We start from the raw sequence: 15,694 nt of genomic DNA, 5'->3' as shown, positions 1-15,694 counted from the left end.
TCCTTGGTTTAATTCACTGTTAGCGCAACAATTAATCGATGAGGCGCTAGACCTCGACCAAGGATGTCAAATGACTGCCGTCAGTTTTTTTCGCTTACTCTGCCTCGCTGCTATTTGGGGTGGCTCGTTTCTGTTTATGCGAGTCGCCGCCAACACATTCGGGCCGGCTTACTTAATCGAATTTCGAGTTACATTTGCCGCCGTCGCTTTGTTATTGATCGCCGTATATTTGAAGAAGAAACTCACGTTAACTGCGCATACTAAACACTTCTTTATTATTGGCTTATTCAATAGCGCAGTTCCATTTTTACTCTTTGCGTACGCAGCCCAGACACTGAATGCATCAACTTTAGCAATATTGAACTCAACCGCCCCAATATGGGGAGCACTAGTTGGCTTTGTTTGGTACCGCAGCCCACTCACAGCGAAATCTGTTCTCGGTATGCTAATAGGCATTGGAGGCGTTGCAGTCTTGGTCGGCTTAGATACTTCAACCATAGGTGAAGAAGCCATGCTCCCTATTGCCGCCAGTTTGATGGCTTCTTTCAGCTATGGCATTGCTACCAACTACACTAAAAATGCGCCACAAGTACCAGCTTTTGACAATGCTCACGGCAGCATGTGGGCGGCGGTTATTTGGGTACTGCCGCTGCTACCATTCTTACCAATGCGTGCAGAACCAAGTCATTTCGAATGGAGCTCTGTTGTCACGCTCGGCGTTGTATGCACAGGGTTCGCTTATTTGCTCTATTTCCGCTTAGTTTCTGATATCGGCCCAGCGTCAGCACTGACTGTCACTTTTCTTGTTCCTGTTTTTGGTATCTTATGGGGCTACTTGGTGCTAGATGAGCCCGTCGGCTCTAACACCATCATAGGAACAATTCTAGTGCTTAGCGGCACTATGCTAGTCACCGGTTTCTCCCCAACAGCAATGCTCGCGAAGAGAAAACGAAGCGTGGCTTAATCAGCCTAATATAACTTCCACACCTCGCTTTTTGATTTGTTCAAGGTCGCTTTTCGGAGCGGCTTTGTCAGTCAGCAGCACTGATATTTCGTCAGTCTTACCAATTGATGAGGGATAAATTTGCCCAAATTTACTAGAATCCGTTAGAACAATATTGCGCCTTTTTTTCGCAATGATGGTTTCTGCAATCTCAGCGCGCATCATGTCGCGGCTAGTAAAGCCAGTGTCTTGATGGAAGCCGTCAATACCCAAGAAGGCCGTGCTGAAATGAATGTTCTCAATACACAACTTAGTCAGCGGTCCGACCAAGCTCTCGCCTTGGTGCTGATACACGCCACCAAGCAAGATAATGTTGGCAGAAGTGTTACGGATGAGATGGGCGATATACGCCGATGGCGTAATAATGGTCACATCGCCGCGCTCAGCCAATGTCCGAGCCAACAACGCATTGGCACTGCCTCCTTCAATCAGCACTGTCTCATTCGGTGCGACCAAATCCGCAGCTTGGTTTGCGAGCGATTGTTTAATATCGAAACGTACTTCTAGGCGGGCATCAATGTCATCACTTTGCAACGCGGTAGCTGCGCCGTGAACGCGCTTTAGGTAGCCCTGTTGCTCCAGAAAGTTCAAATCCTGTCTGATGGTCACGCCCGACACGCCAATGATGTCAGAAAGCTCCGTGACTTGAACGCGTTTACGGTCGTTCACTAATTGCAGGATTTCATTTTGTCTTGGGTTCACAGATTCGCTCCTTATTGATGAGCTTACAGTATACTCACCTGATGTTTCATATGAAAAGAACTTGAAAGTAAAAAGGAAAAAACGCGTGGTCTGATTAGCCAAGCTGCACCTTGCGAATATCGCTCCCATCAACAGATAATAGGGCAACGAAAATGGGATGGAAGAAGAGGGGTTAGCTCCCTACATCCCAACAACGGTAAAGACTAGGATAAAAGTAATGGAAGAAATTTACTTCGCAGGCGGTTGCCTTTGGGGCGTGCAAGAATTTATGCGCCACCTTCCGGGCGTAATCAACACAGAAGCCGGGCGAGCAAATGGCACAACGGATAACACTCAATCCGAATACGATGGCTACGCAGAGTGCGTGAAAACCCAGTTCGACCCTGAGCAAGTTTCGGTTGAAACTTTAATGGGGTATTTGTTTGAGATAATCGACCCTTACAGCGTTAACAAGCAAGGTGAAGACGTAGGTGAGAAGTACCGTACTGGTGTTTATAGCCAAAACGAACAGCATCTCACCATCGCGAAAGCGTTTATCGCAGCACGACCGGACGCCGACAAGATCGCCGTAGAAGTACTGCCACTCACGAATTATGTACCAAGTGATGATGAGCACCAAGACAGACTCACAAACTTTCCGAATGATTACTGTCACATCCCATTAGATTTACTACATAAATACAGGGATAACTCGTAACCATTCAGTCAGCATCGCTTTAAAAGGCAAGATGCCTATCAGTTTAAATCGATGCCTTCCACTAATGACAATGTCATTTCTGCCGCCGATATTTCCTTACAACCCGACGAGTTTTGTCCGCACCACAACGGTGTGAATTCATCTCGGTTTTGCTTTTCCATAAGCGCTCTTAGTTGAGCCATTTCAATGGAGGCGTATGGGAATTTCGGCGCAAACTCACTGATGTAGCCTAGCTCCGACATCGCGCGATTCACAATGCCTCTCGCTGGTCGGCCCGAGAAAACATTGGTCACTGCGGTATGTTGCGCGCGTTCACTGGCAATGGCATATCGATGTAAAGACGATGTTTTCGCCTCATCACACAACAAATAGACGCTGCCAACTTGAACGGCACTCGCTCCTAATCTCAACGCGGCTTCCACCCCACTTCTATCAGCGATTCCGCCTGCAGCAATAACGGGCAAATTCACCCGTTTGGCGATTTGTGGTAATAACGCCATCAAACTTAATTGAGTAGTTAAATCATCCGATAAAAACATACCTCGGTGTCCACCAGCCTCCAAGCCTTGGGCGATAATACCGTCAACGCCTTTTGCTTCTAGCCAAAGTGCTTCGTCCACCGTGGTCGCTGACGAAAGGATCTTCCCTCCCCACCCTCTAATTCGAGCTAACAGATCATCGTCTGGCAAACCAAAGTGGAAACTGATCACTGGCGGTGCAAATGGTTCAATCGCGTCAGCAATATCATGATTGAAAGGCATCCTTGTCGGAGCGTTTGGCTGAGCCTGAACGGTTGCATCAACCTCGGAAAAATACGGTTGCAGCGTTTTTTGCCACTTTTCGTGCTTGTTGGCGTCATACTCCGGCATTTCATGGCAAAAGAAATTGAGGTTAAACGGTCGGTTAGTTGCCTGCTTGATAAGTTGAAGTTCTTTTACGATGGCGTCTTTGTTCAGCATTCCACAAGGTAACGAGCCAAGCCCGCCAACATTACTGACGGCGATGGTCATTTGGCTGTCTTGCACACCGGCCATTGGCGCTTGAATAATCGGTAACTCTGTTCCCAAAAGTGTATTAAATACCTTGTTTATCATGATCTTTCCTTGAAAACTTAACCTTTACCTGTGATGGATCTGCGCCATCGTTATCCAGACTAGACTTTCACATGATTAAACACTTATAAAGTTAAAGTGATGCATTTGTGCGCTATGCACTTTTGATAGAAATGACAAAGGGAGCCTATGGCTCCCTTAATATGCTGAATAACAAGAATCAAAGTGACTATCGTACGACATCTGATTCAAGCTCTAGCTCTGCCACAGACAGCATGGCAAACTCTTCCTCGGCGGTTGCTGCCACCAATTTGTTGCGGCTGTATAACCCATAATAAACACCACCGATAAGAAACAATCCCATTGTCATGAAAAAGGCTGAGGGATCAAAAGCATAAACACCTGTCATTGCGATCAAAGAAAGCACCAGAGAAATACTCGAAGTAATTATCCCACCAGGCGTTTTATATGGACGAGTTAATTCCGGCTGTTTAATTCGCAATAAAATATGGCTCAAGGACATTAATGCGTACGATACAGTCGCACCGACAACAGCCATCGCCAAGATTAAGTCCCCCTCACCCGTAAGTGAAACCAAGAACCCAAAAACGCCCGGAACCAAAAGCGCACGAGAAGGCACTTTTTTGTCACTGGTTAATGACAAAGTTTGCGGTAAATAACCCGCGCGGGAAAGCGCAAACACCAAGCGACTGTAACCATAAATGATTGAAAAGAAAGAAGCGATAAGGCCAGCCAATCCAAGTAAGTTCACGGCCATTGCTACCGTTGAATTGCCCGTAAGCTTTAGGGCGTCAACTAATGGCACCGCGCTATCGCCTATGACCTTTGAGCCAACCGCGCCAGCCAAAAGGACGACTACGAGAGTTGCGGTTAGCAATAAAAACAGCATCGCACCAATGATGCCTTTGGGAACATCTTTTGCCGGATTTTTTGCCTCCTCTGCCGCTAAAGGCACACCTTCAACCGCAAGAAACAACCACATTGCAAATGGCAACGCAGCCCATACGCCATACCACCCAAACGGCAAGATTTCTGTTGCCTGAGCCGTCGCCGGAGCAATATCGAATAAGTTATTAACGTCAAAGTGACCAATAAGCACAGCAGCAGTAATTAGAATAGCTAGCACAGCCAAACCGCTGATGACCATCATTACTTTGAGAGCTTCGCCAACCCCTGCCATATGAATAGCGATAAAGACGGCGTAGAAAAGTGCGTAAACAACAGGACCATCGATACCAACCAATTCATTCACTGCTGAGCCAATAAAAATCACTATCGCAGCAGGCGCGAGCGCATATTCAATCAAAACTGATAAGCCAGTGAAAAAGCCACCTGTCGGCCCCATCGCCTGTCTTGCGAAGCTGTAACCACCACCCGCAGCAGGAATAGCCGCAGACATTTCAGCTAAAGACAATACTAGCGTGAAATACATTACTGCCATCGCGATAGCAGCAATAAGAAAGCCTCCCCATCCTGCTTGAGCGATGCCAAAGTTCCAACCGGCGAAGTCACCAGATATAACATACGAGACACCTAAGCCCGCAAGTAAAATCCAACCTGCGGTGCCTCTTTTTAGCTGCCTTTTGGCCAAGTACTCCTGATGTTTAGACATAGTAAATCCTTCTACTTTGATGAAATTAAAAAGTTGTCGCTGTGTTTATCTTCAACGCTTGCGCCACTTGGCTCATTGATATCTGAGCGATCTTTCAGATTCACTCCTGACAGTTGTAATTTTCGAGCCTCCTTGAGCAAGTAAAATGCGCGTTCACAGGCATCGTCATAGTTGAGCCCCTGGGGACGCACATTGGAAATGCAGTTTCTTTGGGAATCTTTAGAGCCTCGTTTAGCCCCCCAAGTGAGATACATACCCATGCTATCCGGAGAAGTTAGACCGGGTCTCTCTCCAATTAAAACCAGCACGGCCTTGGCGTTAAAACATTCACCAACATCATCCCCTACCGCTACTCTTCCTTGCTTTACGATTGTGATAGGTGCGAATTTCCATTGATGTTCATCATCAGCGCTTAAAAGAGAAATCAATCGAGTAACAACAGGCACGGCATGGTTTTGAATTGCGACGGAAGAAAGTCCATCAGCAATAACAATCGCAAGATCAATGTCAGTGTTATGCTCATTTGCTATCAAGTTGAGCGTTTGCCAAGAAGATTCATCGAGTTGCCTTCCTAAATCGGGCCTTTGCAGGTACATAAGCCGATCACTTACTCGGCTGCTCACTACCACTGGAGGCTCTAAGGTATTTTCAAGAATCGAGTAAGAGTCCGACAAACCAGCAACGAGAGACTCAATATTCAAACTGCAATGCACTGCATCCATAGCTTGGGCATGATCCAGCTGAAATGAGAGTAACTCGTTGGTTGGTACACTGTTCCCGCTACGACCCAGAGCGATCCGAGCAGAGGTGAAGTCACGTAACTTGCCCCACGGGTTGTATGTGACAACTTCAGACTCATCTTGTGGGGACTGAGCAATGGTGATTACTTTACCCATGAGAATACCCCTTATTCAGTTGGTTAATTGCTCCCGAAAACGAGCGAGAGATTTGCTCACTTAACCGAACGTCTTGCACGCTCTCGAAAATCTGCATCTCCATTAACCATTGTTCGAACTCTGGTGCTGGCTTCAAACCGAGTACTTTTCTTGCGTAAAGGGCATCGTGAAATGAGGTAGTTTGATAATTGAGCATGATGTCATCAGACCCTGGAATACCCATGATGAACGAGCACTCGGCCACACCTAATAGTGTCAGCAAGTTATCCATGTCATTCTGATCGGCATAGGCATGATTGGTGTAACAGATATCGCAACCCATAGGTAAACCAAGCAACTTCCCACAGAAATGATCTTCAAGCCCAGCACGAATAATTTGCTTGCCATCAAACAGATACTCAGGGCCAATAAACCCAACGACAGTATTAACCAACAAAGGATCGAACTGTTTCGCGACAGCATAAGCGCGGGCTTCACAAGTCTGTTGATCGACTCCATGAAATGCATTCGCAGACAGCGCTGTACCTTGTCCGGTCTCAAAATACATCACATTGTTTCCTACACTGCCTCGATTCAAAGACAACGCGGCTTCATGGGCCTCTTTCAAAATCGACAAGTCGATTCCGAAGGTATCATTCGTCCCTTGCGTGCCGCCTATCGACTGAAAAACGAGATCGACTGGTGCACCCATTTCAATGGCTTCGATCGTGTTCGTGACATGAGTTAACACACAAGACTGAGTCGGTATTTGATAGTGTTGAATCACCTCATCCATTAAGTTCATTAACTTAATAGCTTGAGGTACATTATCTGTTGCCGGATTGATACCGATAACCGCATCGCCATTTCCGTACATCAGACCATCAAAAATGGTCGCTGCGATACCGTTGAGAGAATCAGTGGGATGATTCGGCTGTAAGCGAGTAGACAGGCGACTCGGCAAACCAATCGTATTCCGAAAAGCCGTGACAACTTGGCATTTTTTAGCAACGAGAATCAAATCCTGGTTGCGCATAATCTTACTGACTGCGGCCACCATTTCTGGTGTTAAACCTTGACGAATTTTAGCCAACGTTTCACCATCGGCTTCTTCACTCAGCAGCCAATTTCGAAAATCTCCGACCGTCAAGTGCTCAATCGGCTTAAAGGCTTCAAGGTCATGCGTATCGATAATTAGACGAGTGATATCGTCGCTTTCGTATGGAATAACCGCCTCGTTAAGAAACGTTTTAAGTGGTAACTCAGACAGCGCCATTTGTGCGACTACACGTTCTGCCGCTGACTGAGCACAAACCCCGGCTAACGCATCGCCTGAGCGCTCCGGTGTCGCTTTCGCCATCAAGTCAGCTAATGACTTAAAGGTATAGACTTTACTTCCTTGTTGCCGACGATAAGTTGCCGTCATTGCTCTTCCTCTTCACTATTTGGTTCGCTTTTTGCTGAACTATCAATAAGCTTTAAGAAAGTATTGCCAAATGTGTTCCGTAGCGTTATCAAAAACTGGCAACATTTATAAACCAATAATAAACAATGAGTTATATAAATACTGATCCAACATGACTCACAAAAAAGGAATGAGCATCACAAGGATGAGTAACCAAATACCCCAAACTGCACCAATGCTGTGCATCCATCACACTAAGGATGCAAACCAACAAGCTGCGAGTCTGATAAACTGGCAACAGGAATATGACCAACTCAGCGATGGTCGATTTTTAGGTCAAATTCGAGAACGACGATTTCCCAATTTCCATGTGTTTCGTGAAGACAGTAACCGCTCGCTAAGACAGCAATGCAGGGTTGAAGAGGGAGGTATTTGGTTGGGTTTGAGTGCGGAAAATAAGCCGCTACACCTAAATCACAGTCAGTTTAATTCAAGCCAACTTTTGCTTAGGCAAGGTGGCGCTGATTTTGAGTTAATGACACCGGAGCAGTTTTCTATCTATGGAATAGTGCTCGACAAAAACTTCGTTCACATCATAGAAAATCAACTTGAGCTTGGGAGTATCCAAAACAACACATTACACTTAACGGGTTTGACGGAAAAACACATTCAACAACTTAAATACTACTTAGGCACGTTACTTGGTTCCGCCGAGCCAAGATGGTCTGAAACCACACATCAAGCAATCTTAAAAGATATTGTGCTGGAGTTGTTCTCACTCAGTTCACTGCACACGAGCCATCCGATATCAAGCTCTCATCGTCAACACGTGATGCACCGTATAAAACAACAGCTACAGGATCTAGACTACCGTACACCGATAACCGTCAGTGAACTGTGTGACGCAGTACACGTCAGTCGTCGCACACTACAGTACACCTTTGAACATTGCTGTAATACTTCCCCAAAGCAGTTCATACATCGAATGCGCCTGAATCAAGTACGTAGAGTGCTACAAAGCCCTGAAGATAATCGAACAATTGCAGAAATTGCTTTTGACTTTGGTTTTTTCCATCTCGGGCAGTTCAGTCAAAGCTACAAGCGGCTATTTGGTGAGACGCCAACTGAAACGAGAAAATGGGAGTCCAGCAAATAAAATGACAGGCAGTATATTCTTTCAGATCCTGCGTTGGGGCCATGTTATGCAGTCGCAATGATTTGCTGAAACTTAGCATGAAACTCTTCAAGTGCCGCTTCAACATCCGGTTCTGCACGGCTCAAGTGCGAGATTAACGTCATAAAATAGCAGTCAAAAATCAGCGGTATTTTTCCCTCAAGGACGGAGCTTCCGTTTACAGATTGAAACAAAGCTTGGTTAAACGACTGATAATAATCCAAATCCCAAATCACTTCTTTCAACAAAGCTCGGCTCAGCTCAACGTTCGCAAAATAGTAGCGATAGTATTTCTCCGTCAGCGCCAAACCAATGTCGATATCGGTTTTACCTTCCACACTGACTAGCGTTTCTTGGCTGATCTGTTGCAGTTGCGCCAGCATCCCTTCGCGCAAAATCGACAGTTTAGTCGGGAAATGGCTAAACACTGTGCCATCGGCTACTCCTGCTGCTCTCGCTATCTGCCTTGTGGTCGTCATGTCATAGCCATTTTGAGCAAAAGATGCCCATGCGGCTTTTAGAATTTTATCTCTGGTCTGTTGTCGCTTCGTCATTGATGTGTCTGCTTAATGAGCCTGAAAGGATCATACCTTGCGTGGTTGAGATTGACAAATTGAGCGCGCTCATTTATAAAATTGATCGCGCTCATTTTATATAAAAACAAAAGGAATCGCTCATGTACGTATTAAACAAACTAGGCCAAGGATTGATTTTCTTCCCGACCATCTTCTGCTTTTCGTATATTTTAAGACCGATATTAATGGTCATCCTTATTCCAGGAGGACTCGCACTTTTGGCGTTAATCGGTGGCGCAGAAGTCAGAGCAGAACTCAAAGCCATGCTGCTTGAGGAGTTTTTTGGCGTTAGCCCATCGCACACCACCTCGAAAAAGGCGTGAGTGCGCTACAAACGTTGGCAAGGCTAAGTAAAAAAGAAAACGCGCAGATATCGAGATCTCAATACCTGCGCGTAGATGTGGTGAAAATAAGACTGGCGTTAGTCAGTATTCATGTTCTGGCCAATTCGCCATAAAACGCCACTAGGGTCAAACAAACAACATTCGCGCATGCCCCAAGGTTGCTCGACCAGCTCAGTCAAACGCGAACCAAATTCTTCATGACCCACTTTGGATAAGTGCTGATGCCAGCTTTCTGCGTCTTCTACGAGCAAGTGCATCATGAAGTTATTGCCGTGTTCTGGCTCATAAAAATTCTGTAAAAGAAACGCGCAGCTACCTTGAGAGAAATATGCTACATCACCGAAGTCCGATGCCATTTCAAAGCCAATCGCCTCATAAAAACGTTTTGATAGCGCGTAATCTTTCGCCGGAACAAATGATTTGATTTCAACAATATTGAGGTTTTCCATTTCCAATTTCCTAAGCCTTTTTCCATAAAACTGACTGACGTAATCTCGCTCTATGCCTTCTATTCGCCTTGCGTAATCTGCTGTGATGACAGTGGCACACACTCTGCCATTTGCGTTTGTAACCACGTGATAAATTTATGTTCGAGTTCTGTACGCTTTTTATCTTGACTCAATAAAACGTAATTGCAACTTGATGGAGAAAACCCAAATGGTGCGACCAAATTACCACGCTTAATATCGTCCATGACAAAAGGATACGATCCCATTGCGACGCCTAAGCCATCCACCGCTGCTTGTATGCAAAAATAAAAATGCGTGAATGATTGCTGAGTGTTGCCGTTGAAAGTTTCACAACGTGTTGATTGCTGCCAATCCGCCCAAGCATTCGGTCTGGTTTGGCTATTCAACAATCGAGCTGCTTTCAAATTGTCTTTAATGGATTGCCAATACTCAGGAGAAAATACCGGCCCCACCCACTCTTCCACAAGAATGGTTTTGTCGTAATCGTGATGCTGCGCAAAATCGTCTCGACGAATCGCCATCGAAAGCCCAGTTGATCCTAATGTTACCGGGCCACCAGCCGTCGACAAACGAACATCAGCACGGTGTTCATCATTAAACGCGGCCAACCTTGGCATCAACCAGCGCATGGTTAATGTCGGTTCACAAGACACTTCAAGATGCTGATGCTTCTCTTGCATAAGCGTATTCACGCCTTTTTCTAGCGTTTGGAATGCCGTTTCTGTGTATGTCTTGAGTAATTCGCCTTCTGCCGTCAACACGACTTTCCTGCCCTCTTTGAAGAACAAAGGTTGAGACAGATATTGCTCAAGTTGCTTGATCTGCTTACTCACGGCTCCGTGGGTAATGTTCAGTTTGTCAGCCGCTTCAGTGTAGCTTGAAGAGCTCGCCGCAACGTGGAATACATAAAAAGATTTCAGGTGACGCATCTGTGAGTTTTTCTCACCAATATGGGAATATTTTTCGATTATAGTCAGTAATAAAGACGCCTACAATTCCGCTACATCCCAGACTTCATCATTCAAACAGGAAATCGATATGGAATTTGTAACTCTTGCGTTATTAGGTGTGCTTATTGTTATTAGCCCTGGCGCAGACTTTGTTTTGGTATTAAGAAATAGCTTAAATCAAGGACGAAAAGCAGGCGTGTACAGTGCGATTGGTATCAGCATGGCGATCAGCATCCACATCGCTTACTCCATGCTGGGGATCAGTTACTTAATTTCACAAAATGAATGGTTGTTTAATCTCGTGCGCTATCTTGGGGCCGCTTATCTTGTCTACCTTGGGATTAAAGGAATATTCTCCTCGCAACCTGCATCAAACTCAGAAACCGTTCAACAGAGCGAGTATTCAATGTGGCGATTTTTCATGCAGGGATTTCTGTGTAATTTACTCAATCCCAAGACGATGCTGTTTTTTCTGAGTATTTTTAGCCAAGTGATTTCTCCCGACTCTAGTCAGCAACCCATCGCCTTGTTTTACGGGATTTATATGATTGCGCTGCATGGTATTTGGTTTTCTATCGTTGCTGTTTTATTCACGTCATCCCAGCTACAAGCTTTCTTGTTGAAGATTAAGCATCGACTCAATCAAGCATGTGGGGCGGGATTAATCATTTTCGGCGCAATGCTGGGCTTAAAGGTGTAGTGCGCTTGCGGTCCGATTACCCCAGTTCAAATTGATCATTGAACAAGTGGCAGTAATCAAATAAAAATCTACATTATCAATACTTTAAATTAGAAAAAACAGCCAACGTGCGCTGGCTGTTTCGATACAGTTAATGGATGACCCGAGCGTCCCCTTTAAATAACTGAGACAGATCGATAGTGAATATCGTCACTGTCGGACGTTTAGGCAGAGCATTTTCGATCGAAAACTCTGGCCCAGCTGGAACGAGGGGGAAGTGAATAGCAGTCGGCCACGTTGACGAAGCTTCATTACCGCCCGGCTCAGATATTGAGAAAGAAAACGCAGGTAAACGGGTCATAACACTTACCTCAAATGACTGATTAGCGGGCTCAAGCGAGCCCGCTTAGGTTTTGCAATGTTATTGTTATTTTAACGCTTACTTAATCACTAACGGTTGATGACGTTAGATATCAAGTTCTTTGTCTTCAACGTGGTTGGTGATCATCGCTTCAGTGGTGATCATCAAGCCAGCAACAGACGCAGCGAATTGAAGCGCTGAGCGTGTTACTTTCGCAGGGTCCAAGATGCCCATTTCGATCATGTTGCCGTATTCACCTGTTGCAGCGTTGTAACCGTAATCGGAATCACCAGCTTTGACAGCGTTCGCCACAACAGAAGCTTCGTCACCTGCGTTAGTTGCGATTTGACGAAGAGGCTCTTCCATTGCACGTAGCGCAACTCGGATACCCACGTTTTGGTCATCATTGTCGCCTTTTAGATCCGCCAATTCTTTCGCGATCTTAGTTAGGGCAACACCACCACCAGCAACAATACCTTCTTCAACCGCTGCGCGAGTAGCGTGTAGTGCATCGTCCACGCGATCTTTCTTCTCTTTCATCTCAACTTCGGTTGCAGCGCCGATCTTGATCACCGCTACGCCGCCAGAAAGCTTCGCAACACGTTGTTGAAGCTTGTCTTTATCGTATTGAGAGGTGGTTGTTTCGATTTGTTTTTCAATCGAAGCCACACGATCAGCAATCGCGCTTGCTTCTGCTGCGCCACCCACAATGGTTGTTGTGTCTTTGGTGATGGTCACTTTCTTCGCACTACCTAGTTGCTCTAACGTTGCTTTTTCGAGCTCTAGGCCGATTTCTTCAGAGATGACCGTACCAGCAGTTAGTACCGCAATGTCTTCCATCATCGCTTTACGGTTGTCACCAAAGCCAGGCGCTTTCACCGCGGTCGCACGCACGATGCCGCGCATGTTGTTCACAACCAATGTCGCTAGCGCTTCACCTTCGATGTCTTCAGCAATGATCAATAGCGAGCGAGAAGATTTCGCCACTTCTTCTAGTACAGGCAATAGCTCGCGGATGCTGCTGACTTTTTTGTCCACCAATAGGATGTAAGGGTTGTCTAGCTCGACGCTGCCATTTTCTTGGTTAGTGATGAAGTATGGCGACAAGTAACCGCGGTCAAATTGCATACCTTCAACCACAGACAATTCGTTGTTTAGACCTTGGCCTTCTTCAACCGTAATCACGCCATTGCGACCCACTTTCTCCATCGCTTCTGCAATGATTTCACCGATCGCGCGATCGCTGTTTGCAGAAATGCTACCCACTTGGGTGATAGATTCTTTGTCGCTGCATGGCTTAGACATTTCACGTAGTTTCTCAACCGCCGCTTCAGTGGCTTTGTCGATACCACGTTTTAGGTCCATTGGGTTCATGCCAGAGGCTACCGCTTTAAGACCTTCATTGATGAAAGATTGCGCCAGTACGGTAGCGGTCGTTGTACCGTCCCCCGCTTCATCATTCGCTTTGGACGCCACTTGTTTCACCATTTGTGCGCCCATGTTTTCGAACTTATCTTTCAGTTCGATTTCTTTCGCTACAGACACGCCATCTTTGGTGATGGTTGGCGCGCCGTAAGATTTATCAAGCACAACGTTGCGGCCTTTCGGGCCTAGTGTCACTTTTACTGCGTCCGCCAGTAAGTTCACACCTTTCAGCATTTTTTGACGTGCGTCATTAGCAAATAATACGTCTTTTGCAGCCATGGTTATCTCCTCAAAAAACTACTACAAAAATAATTACTCAACGATTGCTAACACATCAGATTCGGACAGAATTAAGTATTCTGCGCCGTCAATTTTCTCGGTTTTCACGCCGTAACCGTCATTGAAAATGATTTGGTCGCCCACTTTGACTTCCATCGCAGCGCGTTCGCCATTTTCAAGACGTTTACCTAAACCAACAGCAATGACTTTCCCGCGGTTTGATTTTTTCACCGACTGAGAAGTTAAAACGATTCCCCCTTCAGATTTATTTTCCACCTCTTGTCTTTCAACAATTAGCTTGTCATTTAAAGGACGAATTTTCATTTTTAAGTGCCTCCTACTTGGAACCAAAAATAAAAGACAAAATAAACATCAAGATGGATTTGCGAGTCGACAGCTCGCTTTCGATGAAAATAATAAGGTCGAAAAATGAGAGTTCAAGAGGTGAATTTGATAAAAATTTTTTATTAAATTAAATAAAATTTTCTATCGAATTATCGCATTCACAACCACTTAGCATCTCTTTATGATGGAAAATGTGCTCAATCAAATCTAGAGTGGTTACGTACTCTTAAAAAGGATAATCAAACAATGAAAAAGGCCGTATCTCTATTTCTTGCAACGTTGTGCGTTGGCTTCCTCTCACCCAACGTGTCGGCTTCTGAACGCGCTGAACAAGGGTGGCAATTGATTGACAAGGGCGCGATGATTGTCGATGTGCGTACGCCGCAAGAGTTTTCTGAAGGGCATTTGGATAATGCCGTCAACTTCCCTTTATCTGAACTTGATAAACATTTTCAAGACGTCGATAAAGATCAAGCTATCGTGTTGTACTGTCGCAGTGGTAACCGCTCTGGCAAAGCGTATCAATACTTACAATCACAAGGCTTTACGAATCTGCACAATGCCGGTGGCTTAGAAGAACTACAAGACGCCAAATAGTCGTCTCCGTTCTAATATACAAAGTAAAAGCACAGAGCGTGTCGCAAGCGTATTGTAACGCGCTCTGTTTCTAAATACTTATCTACAACAACTCTACTATCTTGGCCCTGCATCAAATTGAGCCAGGTTATCCGATATCTCGATCCATGGCGCTTTCGACGCGACAAAAATATGGAAATCAGGCTTGTGAGAAGGTGTGTCATCCAAGATACCAAGGCGAATATTGACGATCCCATTGTTCTTTTTCGAATACAGGCTCGATCCGCAGTGGCGACAAAAGCATAGCATGGTATTTTCGCTTTTCTGATAAGTTTGAATATCTTCTTTCCCTTGGATAATAAGCAGTTTATCCAACGCAATACCACCGGCAGATGAATAGTCAGAACCTGTGAACTTGCGGCATTCAGAGCAATGGCAATTTCCCATGTACTTAAATTCATCTGCCACTTCCAACTTTACCTTGCCGCACAGACATGAGCCTTTTAGTACTTCCATTTGAATTCCTTTTTGTTATGAATCTAATTGAATTAGATGGCTATCTCGACACCATGCCATTGCAATACGAAAAATTAAAGACAGGCAATACAGGTTTTCAAAAATGAAACGAAAATGTAAAACTTTCCATTCAGAGGGAAGTGCGCTGACACGTGAAAAATCGAGCTATTTTAGATACAAAAACACCAAGCAATAACGCTTGGTGTTTACCTCACAGAATGTCGCCTCAGAAAAGGCGCTTTCCGCTGTGCTTAAAAAATGCAGTGTTTAGTAAAGCTGGTCGCTTCGTTTGCAGTCCAGTCACCTTTCGGCTTATCTTTCAGGTTTTCACACCATTGCTCGCTGCCGACACCATCTTGCAGAACACAATGCTTTGCAAAGTCTACCGCGTTGTCTGCTGTCCATTCTGTTTTTGGCTTATCGCGCATGTCGTTACACCAGCCTTCAGTGCCCACTTCATCACTACAAGCGGTCAAAGCAGAAGCCGCCAACATCAGCATGACTAGTTTTTTCATAAATTTAAGGTTCCAGTTGCAAACAATAGTAAAATTAAACTCAATCTCTTCAACACATGCCCATTCAAGTGTCTGAATAAAGGCGTCACTAGCTGAAGTGACTTTTGTATCAACTATA

General features: G+C 45.2%; 19 protein-coding genes. 6 read left to right on the top strand and 13 right to left on the bottom strand.

Annotated elements, in window-relative coordinates; genetic code table 11:
- The first annotated feature begins 70 nt into the window (after nucleotides 1–70).
- Nucleotides 71–964 carry a DMT family transporter gene (locus R8269_RS00775; RefSeq protein ID WP_005373960.1) on the top strand — a complete coding sequence of 298 codons (894 nt, stop codon included), beginning with the start codon at nucleotides 71–73 and terminating at the stop codon, nucleotides 962–964.
- Here R8269_RS00775 and R8269_RS00770 read toward each other — a convergent pair whose 3' ends face one another.
- On the bottom strand, nucleotides 965–1,705 hold the full coding sequence (locus tag R8269_RS00770; RefSeq protein ID WP_017635127.1) for a DNA-binding transcriptional regulator YciT: 741 nt from the start codon (nucleotides 1,703–1,705) through the stop codon (nucleotides 965–967).
- A 217-nt stretch (nucleotides 1,706–1,922) separates the two neighbouring features.
- On the opposite strand from R8269_RS00770, the gene R8269_RS00765 reads away from it, so the two are divergent.
- Nucleotides 1,923–2,402 carry a peptide-methionine (S)-S-oxide reductase gene (locus R8269_RS00765; protein WP_054701515.1) on the top strand — a complete coding sequence of 160 codons (480 nt, stop codon included), beginning with the start codon at nucleotides 1,923–1,925 and terminating at the stop codon, nucleotides 2,400–2,402.
- A gap of 38 nt (nucleotides 2,403–2,440) precedes the next feature.
- Here the strand turns inward: R8269_RS00765 and R8269_RS00760 are convergent, their stop codons facing one another.
- The 4 genes from R8269_RS00760 to R8269_RS00745 form a co-directional block, all read right to left on the bottom strand.
- On the bottom strand, nucleotides 2,441–3,496 hold the full coding sequence (locus R8269_RS00760) for an NAD(P)H-dependent flavin oxidoreductase (protein ID WP_033906298.1): 1,056 nt from the start codon (nucleotides 3,494–3,496) through the stop codon (nucleotides 2,441–2,443).
- A gap of 187 nt (nucleotides 3,497–3,683) precedes the next feature.
- Complete coding sequence (gene eat / locus R8269_RS00755; protein WP_005373969.1) at nucleotides 3,684–5,087, bottom strand: ethanolamine permease; 1,404 nt, start codon at nucleotides 5,085–5,087, stop codon at nucleotides 3,684–3,686.
- 11 nt (nucleotides 5,088–5,098) lie between these two features.
- Nucleotides 5,099–5,983 (bottom strand): ethanolamine ammonia-lyase subunit EutC, encoded by an 885-nt coding sequence (gene eutC, locus R8269_RS00750; RefSeq protein ID WP_017635123.1) that lies wholly within the window; start codon nucleotides 5,981–5,983, stop codon nucleotides 5,099–5,101.
- Nucleotides 5,976–7,388 (bottom strand): ethanolamine ammonia-lyase subunit EutB, encoded by a 1,413-nt coding sequence (locus tag R8269_RS00745; protein WP_005388715.1) that lies wholly within the window; start codon nucleotides 7,386–7,388, stop codon nucleotides 5,976–5,978. The genes eutC and R8269_RS00745 overlap by 8 nt, the downstream gene beginning before the upstream one ends.
- 184 nt (nucleotides 7,389–7,572) lie before the next feature.
- Here R8269_RS00745 and R8269_RS00740 point away from each other — a divergent pair, with 184 nt between their 5' ends.
- A complete protein-coding gene (locus R8269_RS00740) occupies nucleotides 7,573–8,523 on the top strand; it encodes a helix-turn-helix domain-containing protein (protein WP_033906296.1) in 951 nt (316 codons plus the stop codon).
- A gap of 44 nt (nucleotides 8,524–8,567) precedes the next feature.
- Here the strand turns inward: R8269_RS00740 and R8269_RS00735 are convergent, their stop codons facing one another.
- Nucleotides 8,568–9,095 (bottom strand): TetR/AcrR family transcriptional regulator, encoded by a 528-nt coding sequence (locus R8269_RS00735; RefSeq protein ID WP_054576168.1) that lies wholly within the window; start codon nucleotides 9,093–9,095, stop codon nucleotides 8,568–8,570.
- A 122-nt stretch (nucleotides 9,096–9,217) separates the two neighbouring features.
- On the opposite strand from R8269_RS00735, the gene R8269_RS00730 reads away from it, so the two are divergent.
- A complete protein-coding gene (locus R8269_RS00730; protein ID WP_017635120.1) occupies nucleotides 9,218–9,439 on the top strand; it encodes a hypothetical protein in 222 nt (73 codons plus the stop codon).
- Nucleotides 9,440–9,537: 98 nt separating this feature from the next.
- On the opposite strand, the gene R8269_RS00725 is transcribed toward R8269_RS00730, so the two are convergent.
- Together R8269_RS00725 and R8269_RS00720 are read right to left on the bottom strand one after the other, a co-directional pair.
- Nucleotides 9,538–9,909 (bottom strand): VOC family protein, encoded by a 372-nt coding sequence (locus R8269_RS00725; protein ID WP_005373979.1) that lies wholly within the window; start codon nucleotides 9,907–9,909, stop codon nucleotides 9,538–9,540.
- Between the two features lie 59 nt (nucleotides 9,910–9,968).
- Nucleotides 9,969–10,859: a LysR family transcriptional regulator gene (locus tag R8269_RS00720; protein ID WP_017819777.1), complete on the bottom strand. Its 891-nt coding sequence runs from the start codon at nucleotides 10,857–10,859 to the stop codon at nucleotides 9,969–9,971.
- A 109-nt stretch (nucleotides 10,860–10,968) separates the two neighbouring features.
- Between R8269_RS00720 and R8269_RS00715 the strand changes: the two genes are divergently transcribed.
- Nucleotides 10,969–11,580, top strand: a complete 612-nt coding sequence (locus tag R8269_RS00715) for a LysE family translocator (RefSeq protein WP_318129954.1) — start codon at nucleotides 10,969–10,971, stop codon at nucleotides 11,578–11,580.
- A gap of 130 nt (nucleotides 11,581–11,710) precedes the next feature.
- Here the strand turns inward: R8269_RS00715 and R8269_RS00710 are convergent, their stop codons facing one another.
- The 3 genes from R8269_RS00710 to R8269_RS00700 form a co-directional block, all read right to left on the bottom strand.
- Nucleotides 11,711–11,920 carry a hypothetical protein gene (locus R8269_RS00710; RefSeq protein WP_005373984.1) on the bottom strand — a complete coding sequence of 70 codons (210 nt, stop codon included), beginning with the start codon at nucleotides 11,918–11,920 and terminating at the stop codon, nucleotides 11,711–11,713.
- 105 nt (nucleotides 11,921–12,025) lie between these two features.
- Entirely contained in the window at nucleotides 12,026–13,624 is a 1,599-nt protein-coding gene (groL, locus tag R8269_RS00705; protein ID WP_053304624.1) for a chaperonin GroEL, read from the bottom strand.
- Between the two features lie 33 nt (nucleotides 13,625–13,657).
- Nucleotides 13,658–13,948 (bottom strand): co-chaperone GroES, encoded by a 291-nt coding sequence (locus R8269_RS00700; RefSeq protein WP_005373989.1) that lies wholly within the window; start codon nucleotides 13,946–13,948, stop codon nucleotides 13,658–13,660.
- Between the two features lie 267 nt (nucleotides 13,949–14,215).
- On the opposite strand from R8269_RS00700, the gene R8269_RS00695 reads away from it, so the two are divergent.
- Entirely contained in the window at nucleotides 14,216–14,566 is a 351-nt protein-coding gene (locus R8269_RS00695) for a rhodanese-like domain-containing protein (protein WP_130546452.1), read from the top strand.
- Nucleotides 14,567–14,662: 96 nt separating this feature from the next.
- On the opposite strand, the gene R8269_RS00690 is transcribed toward R8269_RS00695, so the two are convergent.
- Together R8269_RS00690 and R8269_RS00685 are read right to left on the bottom strand one after the other, a co-directional pair.
- Nucleotides 14,663–15,061, bottom strand: coding sequence for a GFA family protein (locus R8269_RS00690; protein WP_033906292.1), 399 nt, complete (start codon nucleotides 15,059–15,061; stop codon nucleotides 14,663–14,665).
- 251 nt (nucleotides 15,062–15,312) lie between these two features.
- Nucleotides 15,313–15,576, bottom strand: coding sequence for a DUF3012 domain-containing protein (locus R8269_RS00685; protein ID WP_005373992.1), 264 nt, complete (start codon nucleotides 15,574–15,576; stop codon nucleotides 15,313–15,315).
- Nucleotides 15,577–15,694 lie beyond the last annotated feature (118 nt).

The sequence above is a fragment of the Vibrio sp. Vb0667 genome (genome assembly GCF_033391095.1).
The sequence above is the reverse complement of the archived record's forward strand: the minus strand, read 5'-3'. Positions and strand labels throughout refer to the sequence as shown.

Coding starts and splice junctions, on each gene's coding strand:
- eutC (WP_017635123.1), bottom strand. CDS start 5,983: ATGGGTAAAGTAATCACCATTGCTCAGTCCCCACAAGATGAGTCTGAA.
- R8269_RS00745 (WP_005388715.1), bottom strand. CDS start 7,388: ATGACGGCAACTTATCGTCGGCAACAAGGAAGTAAAGTCTATACCTTT.
- R8269_RS00765 (WP_054701515.1), top strand. CDS start 1,923: ATGGAAGAAATTTACTTCGCAGGCGGTTGCCTTTGGGGCGTGCAAGAA.
- R8269_RS00735 (WP_054576168.1), bottom strand. CDS start 9,095: ATGACGAAGCGACAACAGACCAGAGATAAAATTCTAAAAGCCGCATGG.
- R8269_RS00685 (WP_005373992.1), bottom strand. CDS start 15,576: ATGAAAAAACTAGTCATGCTGATGTTGGCGGCTTCTGCTTTGACCGCT.
- R8269_RS00715 (WP_318129954.1), top strand. CDS start 10,969: ATGGAATTTGTAACTCTTGCGTTATTAGGTGTGCTTATTGTTATTAGC.
- R8269_RS00730 (WP_017635120.1), top strand. CDS start 9,218: ATGTACGTATTAAACAAACTAGGCCAAGGATTGATTTTCTTCCCGACC.
- R8269_RS00760 (WP_033906298.1), bottom strand. CDS start 3,496: ATGATAAACAAGGTATTTAATACACTTTTGGGAACAGAGTTACCGATT.
- R8269_RS00720 (WP_017819777.1), bottom strand. CDS start 10,859: ATGCGTCACCTGAAATCTTTTTATGTATTCCACGTTGCGGCGAGCTCT.
- R8269_RS00700 (WP_005373989.1), bottom strand. CDS start 13,948: ATGAAAATTCGTCCTTTAAATGACAAGCTAATTGTTGAAAGACAAGAG.
- R8269_RS00725 (WP_005373979.1), bottom strand. CDS start 9,909: ATGGAAAACCTCAATATTGTTGAAATCAAATCATTTGTTCCGGCGAAA.
- groL (WP_053304624.1), bottom strand. CDS start 13,624: ATGGCTGCAAAAGACGTATTATTTGCTAATGACGCACGTCAAAAAATG.
- R8269_RS00740 (WP_033906296.1), top strand. CDS start 7,573: ATGAGTAACCAAATACCCCAAACTGCACCAATGCTGTGCATCCATCAC.
- R8269_RS00710 (WP_005373984.1), bottom strand. CDS start 11,920: ATGACCCGTTTACCTGCGTTTTCTTTCTCAATATCTGAGCCGGGCGGT.
- R8269_RS00695 (WP_130546452.1), top strand. CDS start 14,216: ATGAAAAAGGCCGTATCTCTATTTCTTGCAACGTTGTGCGTTGGCTTC.
- R8269_RS00775 (WP_005373960.1), top strand. CDS start 71: ATGACTGCCGTCAGTTTTTTTCGCTTACTCTGCCTCGCTGCTATTTGG.
- eat (WP_005373969.1), bottom strand. CDS start 5,087: ATGTCTAAACATCAGGAGTACTTGGCCAAAAGGCAGCTAAAAAGAGGC.
- R8269_RS00690 (WP_033906292.1), bottom strand. CDS start 15,061: ATGGAAGTACTAAAAGGCTCATGTCTGTGCGGCAAGGTAAAGTTGGAA.